This is a genomic window from Candidatus Neomicrothrix sp. (genome assembly GCF_035329545.1).
GTDB classification, from domain to species: domain Bacteria; phylum Actinomycetota; class Acidimicrobiia; order Acidimicrobiales; family Microtrichaceae; genus Microthrix; species Microthrix subdominans.
Genome location: NZ_DAOLGP010000015.1, coordinates 56,790 through 72,743, shown reverse-complemented (window position 1 = coordinate 72,743; position 15,954 = coordinate 56,790). Strand labels below are relative to the sequence as shown.

The following is a 15,954-nucleotide window of genomic DNA, read 5'->3' as shown; positions in this document are numbered from 1 at the left end:
TCTCCGCGTCCTGGGCGCGTCAACGACTGTGGGAGCGTGAGAGTGGCCAAGCACATTTTTGTCACCGGAGGGGTGGTGAGCGGCCTGGGCAAGGGGTTGACCGCCTCCTCGTTGGGCACCCTGTTGAAGGCCAAGGGCCTTCGGGTCACGCTGCAAAAGCTCGACCCCTACATCAACGTCGACCCGGGCACGATGAACCCCTTTGAGCACGGCGAGGTGTTCGTCACCGAGGACGGCGGCGAGACCGACCTCGACCTCGGTCACTACGAACGCTTCATCGACGAGTTTCTGACCCGGGCCTCCAACGCCACCACCGGCGGCATCTACCAGGCGGTGCTCGCCGCCGAGCGCCGGGGCGACTACCTGGGCAAGACCGTGCAGGTGATCCCCCACATCACCGACGAGATCAAGAGCCGGATCACCTCCTTGGCCACCGACGATGTCGACATCGTGATCACCGAGGTGGGCGGCACGGTGGGCGACATCGAGATCCTGCCCTTCCTCGAGGCGATACGCCAGATCCGCCTCGACGTCGGCCGGCCCAACGTGTGCTACGTCCACGTCACCCTGGTGCCCTTCATCGGTGCCTCGGGCGAGCTGAAGACCAAGCCGACCCAGCACTCGGTCACCGAGCTGCGCAGCCGGGGCATCGCCCCCGACGTGATCGTCTGTCGCTCCGAGGCCGAGCTGGGTGGCGACCTGCGCCGCAAGATCTCGTCGATGTGCGACGTCGACCTGTCGGCGGTCATCAGCGCAGCCAACGTGTCCAGCCTGTACGAGCTGCCGCTGGCCATGCACGAGGAGGGCCTCGACACCGTCGTCGGCGAGGTGCTCGGCCTCGAGGTCGGCCAACCCGACCTGACCGAGTGGGAGGCGGTGGTGGCCCGCGGGGAGGCGGCCGTCACACCGATGCGCATCGGCATCGTCGGGAAGTACGTCAGCCTGGTTGACGCCTACCTGTCGGTCGTCGAGGCGCTCAACCACGCCTCGGCGTTCAGCGGCGTCAAGCCGACGATCGATTGGATCCAGGCCGAGGACGCCGAGGGCCTGCTGGCCGAGGGTCGCCTGCACGACCTGGACGGGATCATCATCCCCGGTGGGTTCGGCCCCCGAGGCGTGGAGGGCAAGGTGGCCGCCGCCGGTTGGGCCCGCGAGCACGGGGTGCCGTGCCTGGGTCTGTGTCTGGGTATGCAGGTGATGACGGTCGAGTACGCGCGCAATGCCCTGGGCATGGAGCGGGCCAACAGCTCGGAGTTCGACCCGACCACGCCATACCCGGTGATCGACATCATGGACAGCCAGCGAACCGTCACCGACAAGGGTGGAACGATGCGCCTTGGCGCCTACATCGCCCGGCTCGAGCCGGGGTCGCAGGTGGCCGAGGCCTACGGCAGCGAGGTGGTGTCGGAGCGCCATCGCCACCGCTACGAGTTCAACCCCCGCTTCAGGAGCCGGTTCGAGGAATCCGACCTGCGCTGCTCGGGCACGTCGCCGGACGGTCGCCTGGTCGAGTTCATCGAGTTGGAGGGCCATCCGTTCTGGGTCGGCACCCAGGCGCATCCCGAGTTCAAGAGCCGCCCCACCCGTCCGGCGCCGCTGTTTGCCGCCTTTGTCGAGGCGGCGGCGCGACGCCTGACCGGCCGCACGGCCGCCGCCGAGCCGGGCGAGTCCACCGAGACCGCCTCGAGCAAGGCCGACGGCGAACCGGCCAACGGGCGCGATCCGGTCGGCGTCGGCGCCGGCGGGGGATTGGCCCCGGCCGCCGACAGCGACCCCGCGTGAGCGACCGGGCTGCGACCGGCTGGGCACGACCGGAGATGTCGTCCGCGGCCGGGTTCTCGGTCAAGGCCACGACCCCGATCCACTCCGGCTATGTCATCGACATGGTCGAGGCCGAGATGTGCGACCCCGACGGCGGCGTCCACGCCCGTGACGTCGTGCGTCATCCAGGAGCGGTCTCGATACTGCCGCTGCACGACGACGGCACGGTCACGCTGGTTCGCCAGTATCGGGTGGCCCCCGACGGTGACCTGTTGGAGATCCCCGCCGGCAAGGCCGATCGAAACGACGAGGATCCGGTCGAGCTGGCGCTGCGTGAGCTGGCCGAGGAGGTGGGTCTCGCAGCGAGCAGCTGCGTGCGCCTCGCCGGGTTCTATCTGTCGCCCGGCTACAGCGACGAATGGCACGAGACCTTCCTCGCCACCGGCCTGAGCGAGGTGCCCACCGAGTTCGACGGGGTCGAGGAGCGCCACATGGACCTGGTGCGGCTCGACCTGACCGATGCGGTCGAGGCGGTCGCCTCCGGCGGCATCGTCGACGCCAAGACGATCATCGCACTGCTGGCCGCCGAGCGCCGGGGAGCGAGCGCTCGCTCGGCATGACTCGGGGTCCGGTCGCCGTCGCCGGCGAGGTCGTCTCGCCCAACGATCCCACCGTCGAGGCCTTCCTGGGCTGGCTTCGGGTGGAACGGGGCCGGGCGTCGTCGACCGTGCAGGCCTACCGCCGTGACATCCTGGCCCACCTGGCGTGGCTGGAACGGTCACAGCTGAGCGTCGACGGGGGAGCGGGCCCCCAGCCGACTCGCACCGACCTGGAGCGGTGGGTGCGCTCGCTGCTCGATGAGGGTCGGGCCCGCTCATCGGTTGCCCGCGCGGTGGCGTCGGTGCGGGGCTGGTACCGCTTTCGGGCCGAGGAGCTGGGGTGCGACGACCCGGCGGTCGACCTCGACGGGGTGGGTACCGCCGATCTGGTGCCCAAGGCACTGGCCGCCGACGTGGTCGCGGCGTTGCTCGACGGCATCGACGGTGCCGACCCGGCCTCGCTACGCGACCGGGCGCTGTTGGAGCTGCTCTACGGGGCGGGCCTGAGGGTGTCGGAGGCGACCGGGCTGTCGCTGGGGGACGTCGACCTCGACGGCGCCCTGGTGCGGGTGCTCGGCAAAGGCCGCAAGGAGCGCATCTTGCCGGTCGGCCGCTCGGTGCTGACCACGATGGCCGGCTACTTCGATGTCGGCCGGGGCGAGCTGGTCGCCCGCAACGCCCGCCCCACCCGCGACGCGGCCGACGCGGTTTTTCTCAACCAGCGGGGGGGTCGCCTGTCCCGCCAGGGAGCCTGGTTGATCCTGCAGCGTCGTGGGGCTGCGGCCGGCCTGGACGTCACCACGCTGTCGCCGCACGTCCTGCGCCACAGCTATGCCACCCACCTCGTCGACGGCGGCGCCGACCTGCGCACGGTGCAGGAACTGCTCGGCCATGCACGGCTGACGACCACCCAGCGCTACACCAGGGTGGCGATGGACACGCTGGTGGCGGTCTATCGCTCGGCCCATCCCCGGGCCTCGATGCCCGGCGGCCGGCAGAAGGCCGGCGGTGGATCATGAAGGACTCACCAGCGCACCTGTACCGCCGATTCCGCTATCACGTCGGCCCCACCCCCGACCCGTGGTCGTCGGACCGCTGGGCCGCCCAACGCCTCGAGGGTGACGAGCTGGCGCTGTTCGCGTCGATGACCGTGCGCGACCGGGTCCATTCGGTGGCGGTCGCCCGCCGGGTGGAAGCGGCGCTCATCGGTGGGGGACCCCACTGGGCGGTGCGGGCAGCGCTGCTTCACGACGTCGGCAAGTCGCTCGCTCCGCTGGGCACGACGGGCCGGGTGGTCGCCTCGCTCGCCGAGGGCAGCGCCGCCGGCGACTGGCTCGAGGCCCGGGCCCATGGCCGGGTTGCCCCGTTCGCCAGGATGGGCGCCTACCTGACGTACACCGAGCTCGGGGCGCAGCGCCTCGAGCGGCTGGGCTCGCATCCGATGGTGTGCGCCTGGGCGCGAGAGCATCATCTACCGGAGAACGAATGGACCGTCCCCCAGACGATCGGACGAGTGCTCGCCGAGGCCGACGGGGCGGCGTGAGCGTCGCCGAGCCCAGCCTCGTCCCACGCTGACGAGGGTGGCCCGCGCGCCAGGGAGCGGATCGTGGCGACGCCTAGTCTGGCGGGCCAATTGACGGCAGCCGGAAGGGCCGTGAAATGCGCACGATCATCCGCAACGGAACGCTTTACGACGGCGAGCTGACGGCGCCGCAGCGCGCCGACGTGCTCATCGCCGACGATGGCACCGTCGAGGCGATCGGCGTGGCGCTGGCGGCCCCCGACGACGCCGAGGTGATCGACGCCGAGGGGTGCTGGGTGACGCCTGGGTTTCTCGACATTCACACCCACTACGACGCCGAACTCGAGATCGCCGCGGCGCTGTCGGAGTCGCTGCGCCACGGTGTCACCACGACGCTGATCGGCTCGTGCGGGCTGTCGCTGGTCGTCGGCGAACCCGAGGACCTGGCCGACACGTTCTGTCGGGTGGAGGGCATCCCGCGCGAAATCGTGCTGCCGATGCTCGAGGACATCGTCGACTGGAAGGGGCCGGCCGAGTACGTCGACCATCTGTCGTCGCTGCCACTGGGCCCCAACGTCGTCGGCATGGCCGGGCACTCCACCCTGCGCACCCACGTGCTGGGCATGGAGCGCAGCCTGGACCGCGGCGTTCGCCCCGATCAGGGCGAACTCGACGCCATGTCCCGCCTGGTGTCCGAGGGCATGGAGGCGGGCCTGCTGGGCATGTCGGTCAACCTGCTGCCCTGGGACAAGATGGGTGGCGAACGGTTCCGCAGCCGGCCGACCCCCTCGGTGTTCGCCCGCTTCGCCGAGTACCGGCGCCTCACCGAACCCATCCGGGCGGGCGACGGGGTGTTTCAGGCGATCCCCAACCTGCAGACCCGCTGGAGCTTCGGCCCGATCCTCGATATGAGCCGACCCCGAGACGGCCGGGCGCTGCGAACGTCGATGCTGACGATGATGGATGCGCCCCCGGCGATGGGTGCCTACCGGGCGCTCGGTACGGTCGCCAACCTGTACAACTCCAAGTTGGGTGCCCACGTGCGCTTTCAGGCGCTGCCCACCCCGTTCGACGTGTACACCGACGGCATCGAGAACCCGGTGTTCGAGGAGTTCGGGGCCGGCACCGAGGCGCTGCACCTCGAGGATGTCGACGCCCGCCGCCAGCTGATGGGCGCTCCGGGCTATCAGCAGATGTTTCGCAAGCAATGGACCTCCAAGGTGGCGCCACGGGCCTATCACCGCAACCTGTCGGAGGCTCGTATCGTGTCGGCACCCGACAGCTCGCTCGACGGTCGCACCTTCGCCGAGGTGGCCGCCCAACGGGGCGCCGATCCGCTCGACACCTTCCTCGACCTGCAGGCGACCTATGGCAACGACCTGCGGTGGTACACGGTGATCGCCAACGCCAACCCAGGGCACCTCCAGTCGATCGTGTCCCATCCGGCGGCGATGATCGGCTTCTCCGACGCCGGAGCGCACCTGCGCAACATGGCCTTCTACAACTTCCCGCTGCGCATGCTGAAGCGGGTGCGCGATGCCGAGTTGGCCGGGGCGCCGTTTATGTCGGTGCAACAGGCCGTGCACAAGCTGACCGCCGACATCGCCGACTTCCACCGCATCGACGCCGGCCGTCTGGCGGTCGGCAAGCGGGCCGACGTGGTCGTGATCGACCCCGAGCGGCTCGACGACAGCGTCGAGGAGGTGCACGAGCAGCAGATGGTGGGCTTTGGGGATCTCGATCGCCTGGTGCGTCGCAACGACGACACGGTGCGGGCCGTGCTGGTCAACGGCCGGGTGGCCTGGCGCGGCGGCATTCCTGCGGCCGACTTGGGCACCGCCAAGCACTACGGCCAGTTCCTCCCCCTCGGCGGTTGACCAACGGCCCCGCCGAGCGGTCGGCCGGAGCGTCCTGATCGGCCTGCGCCTGGTGCCTGGTGCGTGCTGATCGGCCTGCGCCTGGTGCCTGGTGCCTGGTGCGTGCTGATCGGCCTGCGCCCGGCGCCTGATGCGTCAAATGTGTCTTCGTGACGCTAGGGCGGCTTGAAGACACATTTGAACACCGTCTACTTGGGCAGCGGTCGGCTCACACCGCGTCACCGTCGTGGCGGCGCCTCCCGACAGCTCAGGCGCGGAGGGTGCCCAGGCGGTCCCAGACGCGGTCCATCACGTCGGCCGCTTGTTCGGTCGCCCGCTCGGTGCCTCGGGCCAGCTGGCGGCGTACCTCAGCCGGGTCGTCCCGCAGCTCGGCCGCTCGGGCCTGGATCGGTGCGAGCAGCTCGACGACCGCTTCGGCGGTGGCCACCTTCAGGTCGCCGTAGCGCTCGATGCCCTCGGCCGCCGCAGCCGGGGTGCGGCCGGTGGCGGCTCCGAGGATGGACAACAGGTTGGACACGCCGGGCTTGGCGGCCCGGTCGTATCGAACCTCGGTCTCCGAGTCGGTGACGGCCCGCTTGAACTTCTTGGTGATCGCCGCCGGGGTGTCCGAGAGGTAGATGATCCCGGCGTCGGTGTCGGTCGACTTTGACATTTTGTTGGTCGGTGCCTGCAGGTCCATCACCCGGGCACCGGCCAGGGGCAGCGTGGCCTGGGGGATCACGAAGGTGTCGCCGTAGCGCGAGTTGAAGCGGTTGGCCGCGTCGCGGGTGAGCTCGACGTGCTGGCCCTGGTCATCGCCGACCGGCACCTCGGTCGTGTCGTACAGCAGGATGTCGGCGGCCATCAGTGCGGGGTAGGTGAACAGCCCGGCCGAGATGAACCCGTCGCCGGCCTCGGCGCGATCGCGCTTCTCCTTGAACTGGGTCATGCGGCTGAGTTCGCCGAAGGCGGTGACCGTCTGCATCACCCACGCCAGCTCGGCGTGCTGGGGCACCGTCGACTGCACGAAGAAGATGCACTGCTCCGGGTCGAGTCCGGAGGCGAGCACGTCGGTGGCCATGTCCAGCGTTGCCTGACCGATCTCGCCGGGTGGCCGGGGCACGGTCAGGGCATGCAGGTCGACGACGCAGAAGATGGCGTCGGCCTGGTGTTGCACCTCGGTCCAACGAAGCGTTGCTCCCAGCAGGTTGCCCAGGTGAAGGACGCCGGAGGGTTGAATGCCCGAGAACACCCGGGCGCGCGCGCCGTCGGAGGCCGTGGGAGGGGAGGGGACCATGCGGTCGACGCTACCGGACCGGCCAGCGGGGGCGAGTGGCGACGCGTCCGCGCACCGTGACGACGGTTCACGCCGGCGATCGTGCCCCTCGTGGGTGACATCTGGCCACTGTCCAACCGGATCCGGTATCCCTAGCATCGGATAGAACAAATTGATACGGAGGGGGATCCGAGATGTCCGACTTTCTGACCCAGTATTCGGTCCAGCGATGGATGGAGGCGTGTCCTCAGGGCTACCTGGAGGACACGGTGTACGGGCACGAGGAGGGGCTGAAGGAACCGCCGGATATTCTCGACAACGAGCTGATGCTCGAGAGCACGATCGGGTCGACGGTGCAGCTGGTCGTGGGGGAGCGGGCAGCCCTGGCCGCCTCGTCGGGGCTGGTGAACGCCGCGCCCGACTTCGCCTCAAAGCGGTTCCTCGCCACCCAGACACTGGACGAGGCACGTCACGTGGAGATCTTCACCCAGCGGCTCTTCGACCTGGGGGTGAAGCCCGAGAACCTAGAATCCACCATCGATCAGTTCGCCAACCCCAACCTGGTGAAGTTTGCCGAGGTGTTGTTGGAAAAGGTGGAAGCGGGCGACTTCCTCGCCGGTGTGGTCGGGCAGAACATCGTGCTCGAGGGCCTGGCCTTCACGGTGTTCGAGATGTTCGAGGCGGCATCGCGTGAGTCCAACCCGAAGTTTGCGCAGACCTTGAAGGGCACGATCGCCGACGAGCGGCGGCACGTCGGCTTCGGCGAGAACCGCATCGGAGGGCTGATCGCCCAGCATCCGGAGAAGAAGCCGGAGATCGAGCGGATGCAGAAGGAGATGAGCTACTACATGCTCGCCACCTTCGCCGACGCCTTTGCCGACTCCGGGGCCTCGATCGACGAGGGCCGGCGCTTGGCCGAGGAGGCCGCCAAGGCCGAAGGCAGGGAGCTGGCCAACACCAACTGGCACGGTGCCAACCTCGCGATGGTGTCGCCCGACGAGCTGGAGGCCGTGCTGAGCGACACGGTGCTCGCCGAGTTCAAGGTGCGTCTGGGACGGATCGGGCTGGAGTACCAGTCGCCGATGGTGCCGGCGTGACCGTGACGGCCACCGACTCGTTCGGACCCGACGGTGTGGACGAACCCCACGGGATGGACCAGGACGACTTCCTCGACGAGGTGCAGTCGTTTTCCTTCTGGTTCGGGGCGGTCGAGGGCTACCTCGCCGACCGCCCGTACGGGTACGACCCGGACACGGTCGATGAGCCGTTGGGGGAGGCGCGGCGCCAAAACGTCATCACCACGCTGTGCAACTACTGCGTGGGCGAGGCGGCGGCGCTGGAGGCCTCCAGCGGCATGGTTCGTCTGGCGCCCAACCACAACGCCCGCATCTTCATGGCCACTCAGGTGGTCGACGAGGCCCGGCACCTCGAGGTGTTTCTCAATCGGCTGGCCGAGCTGGGCGTTGCTGACACCGACGCCGAGATCGCCCGCCGGGCCACGCCCTCGATCGTCGACTTCAAGGCCCGCCTCCTGGCCCTCGTGGACGTCGGCGACTGGGAGGCGGCCGTGTTGGCCCAGAACGTCATCCTGGAGACGATGGAGTTCACGGTGTTCCGCCATCACGCTCAAACCGCCGATCCAGTCACCCGGCAGGTGTTGACGGGCGTGATTGCCGACGAGCGGCGGCACCTGGGCTTTGGCGAGAACGACCTGGGTCGACGCCTGCTGGGCCACGACGAAACCCGCGAGCGTCTGGCCGGCACCCGGGCCGAGCTGGACGGCCTGGTGCTGGCGTCCTTCGACGCCACGTTCGACGCGCTCGGGCGGCCCAAGGACGAGCGGCCCGACCTGGGCCGCGAATACCTGGACGCCGTCGACCGATTGGGGCTGGTGACATGAGCGGCCCTGCGACCGACGCACCTGCGACCGACGCACCTGCGACCGACGCACCTGCGACCGACGCACCCGAGCGTGACACCGCCACCCGCAGCGACGCCCCCGACGCCCCGCCCCGGCGGCGGTACGAGCTGGATGACCGAGGGTTTCGGGAGGTGCCCAAACGCTGGCGAAAGTTCTACCGGGTCTGGCAGGGGGACGGCGACACGCTGGCGCCCAACGAGATCATCTGTCCGGTGTGCAAGGTGGTGATCCGCTCGGTGCGGGAGTTCAGGGCGGGCGACCGGGTGTACTGCATGCCATGCATGTCGCGCATGGTGATTGTCGAGCGTGCCGACGGAACCCTGGAACCCGAGGTCACCTACGAACGCTCCTGATCGGCCCGACACCGGTCGGTCCAACGCGTGGGCCGGGTTGTGAGGACAGGGTTGCGGGGAGGGTGCGGGGGCAGGGTGCGGGTGTCGTTGTAACTACGATGGTGTAACTTGGCTCCCGTGAGCTACGAGGTGTCCACACCGGTGTTCGAGGGGCCCTTCGATCTGCTGTTGCACCTGATCCTGTCCGACCAGGTCGACCTGTACGAGGTTTCGCTCACCCAGATCGTCGACGGCTACCTGGCCGAGCTGGCCCGCATGGAACACCTCGACCTGGAGGTGGCCACCGAGTTTCTCCTGATCGCCGCCACCCTGGTCGAGCTGAAGGCCCGGCGCCTGTTGCCGGTCGACGAGGGGATCGACCTCGACGACGAGCTGGCCTTGTTCGAGGAGCGCGACCTGCTGCTGTCCCGTCTGCTCGACGCCAAGACGTTCAAGGACGCCGCCCGGGTGCTCGAGGTGCTGCACCTGCGGGCCGCCCGCTCGGTGCCGCGCCGCGCCGGCCCCGAAGAGCGCTTCTGGAGCCTGGCGCCCGACCTGCTCGAGGGTGTCAGCCCGCTCGACCTGCGACGCGCCTATCTGGCGGCGATCGCCCCGAAGCCCACGCCGGCGGTCGACCTGTCGCACGTCTCCTCGATCCGCTTCAGCGTGACCGACGTCGTTGCGGACCTGATGGCCGAGCTGCCCGGCACGGGGCCGATCGGGTTCCGGGCACTCACCGAGGGGCTGGCCGACCGGGTCGAGGTGGTCGTGCACTTCCTGGCCCTACTCGAGCTGTTCAAGCAGGGCCGGGTGGACCTGGCCCAGACCGAATCGTTCGGCGACATCATGGTCACCTGGGTCGCCAGCGACTCGGAGTTCGACCTGGCGTCGGTCGACAGCTATGACGGCTGAGCCGCCGGTCGAGGAGCCCGACGAGGCGGGGCCGGGCGCGGCCAGCTCCGACGAGCTGCGGCGGGCGCTCGAAGCGCTGATCATGGTGTCGGACCAACCGGCCGATCCGGCCCTGCTGGCCGAGCTGCTCGGGATCGATGTTGCGACGGTTGATGAGCTGGCGGGCAACCTGGCCACCGAGTTCGCTGAGCGCAGCAGCGGGTTTGTGCTGGCCCGGGTGGCGGGCGGCTGGCGCTTCGAGAGCCATCCCGACTGCGCCCCTTGGGTGGAGCGCTACGTGCTCGCCGGCCAGTCGACCCGGCTGTCCGCAGCCGCGCTGGAGACGCTGGCGATCATCGCCTACAAGCAGCCGATCAGCCGTGCGCAGGTGAGTGCGGTGCGGGGCGTGAACGCCGACGGCGTGATTCGCACGCTGACCCAGCGGGGTTACATCGACGAGATCGCCCGCGATCCCGGCCCCGGCCAGGCGGTGCTGTTGGGCACCACCCGGGACTTCCTCGAGCGGATGGGCCTCGACAGCCTGGAGGAACTGCCCGGGGTCGCCGACTTCGTACCCGGACCCGAGGTGGTCGAGGCGCTTGAACGGGGGCTGGCCCTCGACGCCACCGAGCCGATCGATCCTCCGGAACCGGTGGTGGGCCACATCGCCGACGGCGCTGCCAACGGCGTCGAAGCGAGGCCGGTGAGCAACGGCGAGCAACAGGAGTCACCCGAGCTGAGCGACCCGCCCGATTGGCCGGATCCCCAGTGAACGCCGAGGGCCACGTACCTGCGGGGCAGGGAGACTCGGGGCCCCAGCGTGTCCAGAAGGTGCTGGCCCGAGCCGGGGTGGCGAGCAGGCGGGTTGCCGAAGACCTGATCGAGGCCGGCCGCGTGCGCGTCGACGGCAAGGTGGTGGTGCTCGGCAACCGCGTCGACCCCGCCGTCCAGCTGCTCGAGCTGGACGGGGCTCCGATCGCTTTGGCGCCCGGCCTGGTCCATTACCTGCTCAACAAGCCCACCGGCGTGATCTCGACGGCGTCGGACCCGCAGGGGCGGCCCACCGTCGTGCAACTGGTGCCGCCAGAGCCGCGGGTGTTTCCCGTCGGTCGCCTCGACGGCGACACCGAGGGCCTGTTGTTGATCACCAACAACGGCGAGCTGACCCACCGGCTGACCCATCCGTCCTACGGGGTGGAAAAGGAGTACCTGGCCGAGGTGGACGGCACCCTCAGCTCGGGGCAGCTGCGCCGTCTTCGCGAGGGGGTCGAGCTGGACGATGGCATGACCTCGCCCGCCAAGGCGTCCCAACCGTCGCCGGGGCTGGTGCGCTTGACGATTCACGAGGGACGTAACCGTCAGGTGCGGCGCATGCTGGACGCCTTGGGCCACCCGGTGCGACGGCTGGTGCGCACCCGGTTTGGGCCGCTGAGCGACCGCAGCCTGGCGCCTGGCGCCTGGCGCGAGCTGACCATGGACGAGCTGCGCGAGCTCGAGCGATCGGTCAGCGGTGAGCAACCCCCGCAATCCCGGGCCGAACGTCGGGCGGCGGCCGCGTCCGCCGGCGTTCCCGTCGCCGTTCCCGGCAGTGCTCTCGACGGTGCTTCCGACGCCGTTCCCGGCAGTGCTCTCGACGGTGCTTCCGACGAGGTTGCGTCAAGCGATGAGGCGTCGTCCGGCCGGGATACGTCGGAGGGGTGGTGACGCCACAGCGGACGGTAGGCTTGCGCTCCGTGACCGAGGGACGAGATCAGCCTGCGATGCCAACGATGCGGGCCCTCCGCGGCGCCACCACCTTCGATGTCGACGAGCGCGAGCACGTCTGCGAACGCACCGTCGAGCTGTTGTCGGCGATGGTCGAGCGCAACGACGTTGCCCATGACGACGTCGTCTCGGTGCTGTTTACCGCCACCGACGACCTGCACTCGGTCTTCCCGGCCCTCGCCGCCCGTCAGGTGGGCTACGGCGACATCCCGCTGATCTGCGCCCGGGAGCTCGACATCGCCGGGGCGACGCCCCAGTGCATCCGGATCTTGATGCACCTGCACACCACCAAGCCTCGCGACGGGCTGCACCACGTCTACCAGCACGGCGCCGCCGCGCTGCGCGACGATCTGCCGTCATGAGTGCCGATCGGGTGATCGCCATCGATGGGCCGGCCGGTTCGGGCAAGTCGACCGTGGCCCGCACCGTCGCCGACAAGCTGCACATGGCCCACCTCGATACCGGCGCGATGTACCGGGGGGTGGCCTTCGCCGCCATCGAGGCCAAGATCGATCTCGATGATGGGGACGCCCTCGACGCTCTGGCAGCACGGGTGGAGATGTTTTTCGACGGCGACCGGATCTTCGTCGACGGCACCGACGCCACCGAGGCGATCCGCGGCCAGGCGGTGTCGACTGCGGTCAGCCCGGTGGCGACCAATGCCGGCGTGCGCGCCGAGCTGGTTAGACGCCAGCGGGCGTGGGCCGCCGAACACGACGGTGGGGTGATCGAAGGCCGCGACATCGGCACCGCCGTGTTTCCCGATGCCCCGGTGAAGGTGTTTCTCACCGCCACGCCAGACGAGCGGGCCCGCCGCCGTGCCGGCGAGACCGACGGTGTGGACGTCGAGGTGCTGGCGGCGCAGATCGCCGAGCGGGACCTGCGCGATTCCACCCGGGCGGTCAACCCGATGCGCCCGGCCGACGACGGCGTGGAGATCGATACGACCGAGATGACCCTCGCCGAGGTGGTCGACGCAGTGCTCGCCATCGTGCCCTGGTCCGTACGTGGCGAACGTGGCGAACCCGCCAGCGCTTCCCGCCCCACCGAACTGGACGTCGTCGAGGACGTGGCCGTCGGGACGGGCGTCGAGCCGCCTGCGCCCCGCCAACGAGCCATGCAGGGGCGAGCGGTGCAGCCGGTGACCGAGGCCCCGCCCCTGTCGCTCGGGGCTCGTGTCGGCTACGGGCTGATCTCCGCAACCACGCGGGGGTTGGCCAAGGGGCTCTACCGCAACGAGATCGTCGGCATGGAGCGCCTGCCTCGCACCGGTCCGTACATCCTGGCCCCGTCGCATCGGTCGGGTATGGACTTCCTGTTCGCAGCGATGGTCACCCGCCGCCGGGTGCGTTGGATGGCCAAGGAGTCGCTGTGGAAGTACCCGTCGCTCGGCTCGTTCGTCGACGTGATGGGCGGCTTCCGGGTCAACCGTGGCACCGCCGATCGCCACGCGCTGCGGGTGGCCGAGGCGATTCTGGCCGATGGCCAGCCGCTGGTGGTGTTTCCCGAGGGAACCCGCCGTAGCGGCGAGGCGGTCGAAGACCTGTTCGACGGCGCCGCATGGTTGTCATCGCGCCAGCGGGTGCCGGTGGTTCCGGTCGGAATTGCGGGCACCGAGGAGGCGATGTCGACGGGCACCAAGGTGCCCCGGCCCGGCAAGACCGTGATCTGGATCGGGGAGCCGCTGTGGCCGGACGTCCCCCATGGGGGCCGTATCCCTCGTTCGAACGTCGCCGCCTTCACCGAACGCATCCTGCCGGAGCTTCAGGATGTCTTTGATCGGGCCAACGCCCACCGTTCGCTAGGGGGCCGGTAACGGGTGGTTCTGACCGGCGTTCTTTTGTGTCACTGCCCCGTCGGGTAGGACTGTAGGGATGATCAACGGACTGTTCTCCCCGGGCTCGATCGCTGTTGCGGGCGCTTCGCGCGACCGCCGAGCGGTCGGTCGCCGCATCCTCGACGCCCTGGTTGAGGGCCCCTTTGAGGGCCCGGTCTACGCGATCAACCCGGCGGCCACTCACGTCGGGTCGGTGCCGGCCCATCCATCGCTGAGCGCCATCGGGAAACCGGTTGACCTCGTGGTGGTGGCCGTTCCGGCAAAGCTGGTCCACGAAGTCGTGGCCGAAGCGGCCGATGTCGGTGCGGGTCACGTCGTCGTCGTGTCGGCCGGTTTCGCCGAATCGGGTGATGAGGGCCGCGCCGCACAGGACGAACTGGCAGCCCTGGTGGCCGAACGGGGCATGCGCATGGTGGGGCCCAACTGTCTGGGGGTGCTGGCCACCGACCCCGAGGTGAACATGAACGCCTCGTTTGCCCCCGAGATGCCCCCCGTCGGCAACTTCGGGTTGGCCAGCCAGAGCGGGGCGCTCGGCATCGCCATCATCGAGCTGGCCCGCCGGCTGGGCCTGGGCCTGTCCAACTTCGTCAGCCTCGGCAACCAGGCCGACATCACGGTGTCGGACCTGATCGAGTTCTGGGGTACCGACCCGGCGACGGGGGCAGGCCTTTTGTACCTGGAGTCCTTCACCGATCCGGCCCGGTTTCGGCAGGTGGCCACCGAGACCAGCCGCCAGCTGCCGCTGGTGATGGTGAAGTCGGGCACGACCAGCGCCGGCAGCCGGGCGGCCAGCTCACACACCGCCGCCCTGGCCGGGTCCGACACCGCCGTCGAGGCGCTGCTGGAGCAGAGCGGCGTGATCCGCGCCGCATCGCTTGAGCACATGTTCGGGATCGCCCGCATCCTGTGCTCCCAGCCCCGCCCCAAGGGCCGCCGCGCCGCAGTGGTGACCAACTCCGGTGGCCCCGGTGTGTTGTGCGTCGACGCGTTGCTGCGGGCCAACTACTCCGTCGAGCCGCTCAGCGACGAGGCGTCCGCCGAGTTGGCCCGGCAGCTTCCTGCCGCGGCGTCGGTGGGCAACCCGATCGACATGTTGGCCGCCGCCGGTGCGGCCGCCTACCGCGACGTCACCGAGGCGGTGTTGTCGCTGGATGAGGTGGACGTGCTCATCGTCATCTACACGCCGATCGGCCTGGAGGACGACGAGGCCGTCGCCCAGGCGATCAGCGACGGCGTGGCCGCCGCACGGGCCAAGGGCGCTGACGGAGTCGTGCTGGCCTCGGTGGTCGGCGGCGAAGGCCGGCACAGCGAACCGCAGGCGAACGGGGAGGCAGGCGGGCGCGAAGTGATCCCCACCTTCGCCTTCCCCGAGGATCTGGCGCCGCTGCTGGGCCCGATCGGTGACTACTGCGACTGGCTGGCCCGTGACCTGGGGCGGGTAGGCGAGCCGGAGGGCTGTGACACCGAAGAGGCGCTGAGGATCGTGACCGAAGCGCTCAGCCAGCGGGGTGAGGGTTGGCTCACCGTGGCCGAGGCGCGAGCGGTACTCGACGCGGTGGGAATCAACCTGAACGCAGGCCGGGTGGTGGTGAGCGCCGCCGAGGCTCGTGCCGCAGCCGACGGGATCGGCTATCCGGTGGCGGTCACGGTGGCCTCGACCGGGATCGTCCACAAGTCCGACGTCGGTGGGGTCCATCTGAACCTGGCGACCGCCGACGAGGTGGCGAAGGCCTATCAGGCGGTGTCGTCGCTGACCGAAGGCACCGACGCACGGCTGGACGGGGCGCTCGTCGGTGCGATGGAGGATGGCATCGAGCTGTTTCTCGGCGTCGACCGCGACGCCTCCTTCGGGCCGTTGATCGGTTTCGGGCTGGGGGGAACCTCGGTGGAGGTGCTCGACGACGTGGCCTTCCGGTTGGCGCCCCTGACCGATAGGGATGCCCACGACCAGGTGCGATCGATCCGCGGCTGGAAGCTGCTCGCCGGCCACCGCGGCGCACCCCCGGTGGACGCCGAGGCCATCGAAGACCTGCTCGCCCGCATCTCGGCGCTGGTCGTGGCCGTCGACGGGATCGCCGAGCTCGACATCAACCCGTTCTTTGCCCGTCCGGATGGGGTGGTGGCCACCGACGTCCGCATCCTGATCAAGGAGCCCGGCCGGTGAGCATCGGACGCGTCCACCGCTCGACCGTGTG

General features: G+C 69.7%; 15 protein-coding genes. 14 read left to right on the top strand and 1 reads right to left on the bottom strand.

Going from position 1 to position 15,954, the window contains the following annotated elements:
- Positions 1-42: 42 nt before the first annotated feature.
- From PKD89_RS10350 to PKD89_RS10330, 5 genes are all read left to right on the top strand, one after another.
- Positions 43-1,782 carry a CTP synthase gene (locus tag PKD89_RS10350; RefSeq protein ID WP_289010098.1) on the top strand — a complete coding sequence of 580 codons (1,740 nt, stop codon included), beginning with the start codon at positions 43-45 and terminating at the stop codon, positions 1,780-1,782.
- Positions 1,779-2,381 carry an NUDIX domain-containing protein gene (locus PKD89_RS10345; RefSeq protein WP_289010097.1) on the top strand — a complete coding sequence of 201 codons (603 nt, stop codon included), beginning with the start codon at positions 1,779-1,781 and terminating at the stop codon, positions 2,379-2,381. The genes PKD89_RS10350 and PKD89_RS10345 overlap by 4 nt, the downstream gene beginning before the upstream one ends.
- Complete coding sequence (locus PKD89_RS10340; protein WP_287374731.1) at positions 2,378-3,379, top strand: tyrosine recombinase; 1,002 nt, start codon at positions 2,378-2,380, stop codon at positions 3,377-3,379. Before PKD89_RS10345 ends, PKD89_RS10340 begins: the two co-directional genes overlap by 4 nt.
- Positions 3,376-3,903: an HD domain-containing protein gene (locus PKD89_RS10335; protein ID WP_289010096.1), complete on the top strand. Its 528-nt coding sequence runs from the start codon at positions 3,376-3,378 to the stop codon at positions 3,901-3,903. The genes PKD89_RS10340 and PKD89_RS10335 overlap by 4 nt, the downstream gene beginning before the upstream one ends.
- Before the next feature lie 116 nt (positions 3,904-4,019).
- Positions 4,020-5,759: an N-acyl-D-amino-acid deacylase family protein gene (locus tag PKD89_RS10330; RefSeq protein ID WP_289010095.1), complete on the top strand. Its 1,740-nt coding sequence runs from the start codon at positions 4,020-4,022 to the stop codon at positions 5,757-5,759.
- 247 nt (positions 5,760-6,006) lie between these two features.
- Here the strand turns inward: PKD89_RS10330 and trpS are convergent, their stop codons facing one another.
- A complete protein-coding gene (trpS, locus tag PKD89_RS10325; protein WP_287374724.1) occupies positions 6,007-7,035 on the bottom strand; it encodes a tryptophan--tRNA ligase in 1,029 nt (342 codons plus the stop codon).
- 173 nt (positions 7,036-7,208) lie between these two features.
- Here trpS and PKD89_RS10320 point away from each other — a divergent pair, with 173 nt between their 5' ends.
- The 9 genes from PKD89_RS10320 to PKD89_RS10280 all read left to right on the top strand — a co-directional run bounded on the left by PKD89_RS10320 (position 7,209) and on the right by PKD89_RS10280 (position 15,923).
- Positions 7,209-8,111: a ferritin-like domain-containing protein gene (locus PKD89_RS10320; protein WP_287374722.1), complete on the top strand. Its 903-nt coding sequence runs from the start codon at positions 7,209-7,211 to the stop codon at positions 8,109-8,111.
- The gene (locus PKD89_RS10315; RefSeq protein ID WP_287374720.1) at positions 8,108-8,914 is read left to right on the top strand and encodes a ferritin-like domain-containing protein; all 807 of its coding nucleotides are present in this window, start codon (positions 8,108-8,110) and stop codon (positions 8,912-8,914) included. The genes PKD89_RS10320 and PKD89_RS10315 overlap by 4 nt, the downstream gene beginning before the upstream one ends.
- Complete coding sequence (locus tag PKD89_RS10310; RefSeq protein ID WP_289010094.1) at positions 8,911-9,288, top strand: hypothetical protein; 378 nt, start codon at positions 8,911-8,913, stop codon at positions 9,286-9,288. The genes PKD89_RS10315 and PKD89_RS10310 overlap by 4 nt, the downstream gene beginning before the upstream one ends.
- A gap of 117 nt (positions 9,289-9,405) precedes the next feature.
- Positions 9,406-10,179, top strand: coding sequence for a ScpA family protein (locus PKD89_RS10305; protein ID WP_287375420.1), 774 nt, complete (start codon positions 9,406-9,408; stop codon positions 10,177-10,179).
- Entirely contained in the window at positions 10,169-10,930 is a 762-nt protein-coding gene (gene scpB, locus PKD89_RS10300; protein ID WP_287374716.1) for an SMC-Scp complex subunit ScpB, read from the top strand. Before PKD89_RS10305 ends, scpB begins: the two co-directional genes overlap by 11 nt.
- Positions 10,927-11,862 (top strand): pseudouridine synthase, encoded by a 936-nt coding sequence (locus PKD89_RS10295; protein WP_287374714.1) that lies wholly within the window; start codon positions 10,927-10,929, stop codon positions 11,860-11,862. The genes scpB and PKD89_RS10295 overlap by 4 nt, the downstream gene beginning before the upstream one ends.
- 29 nt (positions 11,863-11,891) lie before the next feature.
- Positions 11,892-12,284 (top strand): chorismate mutase, encoded by a 393-nt coding sequence (gene aroH, locus PKD89_RS10290; RefSeq protein ID WP_287374712.1) that lies wholly within the window; start codon positions 11,892-11,894, stop codon positions 12,282-12,284.
- Positions 12,281-13,738: a (d)CMP kinase gene (gene cmk, locus PKD89_RS10285; protein WP_287374709.1), complete on the top strand. Its 1,458-nt coding sequence runs from the start codon at positions 12,281-12,283 to the stop codon at positions 13,736-13,738. The genes aroH and cmk overlap by 4 nt, the downstream gene beginning before the upstream one ends.
- A gap of 58 nt (positions 13,739-13,796) precedes the next feature.
- Positions 13,797-15,923, top strand: coding sequence for an acetate--CoA ligase family protein (locus PKD89_RS10280; RefSeq protein ID WP_287374707.1), 2,127 nt, complete (start codon positions 13,797-13,799; stop codon positions 15,921-15,923).
- The last annotated feature ends 31 nt before the right edge of the window (positions 15,924-15,954 follow it).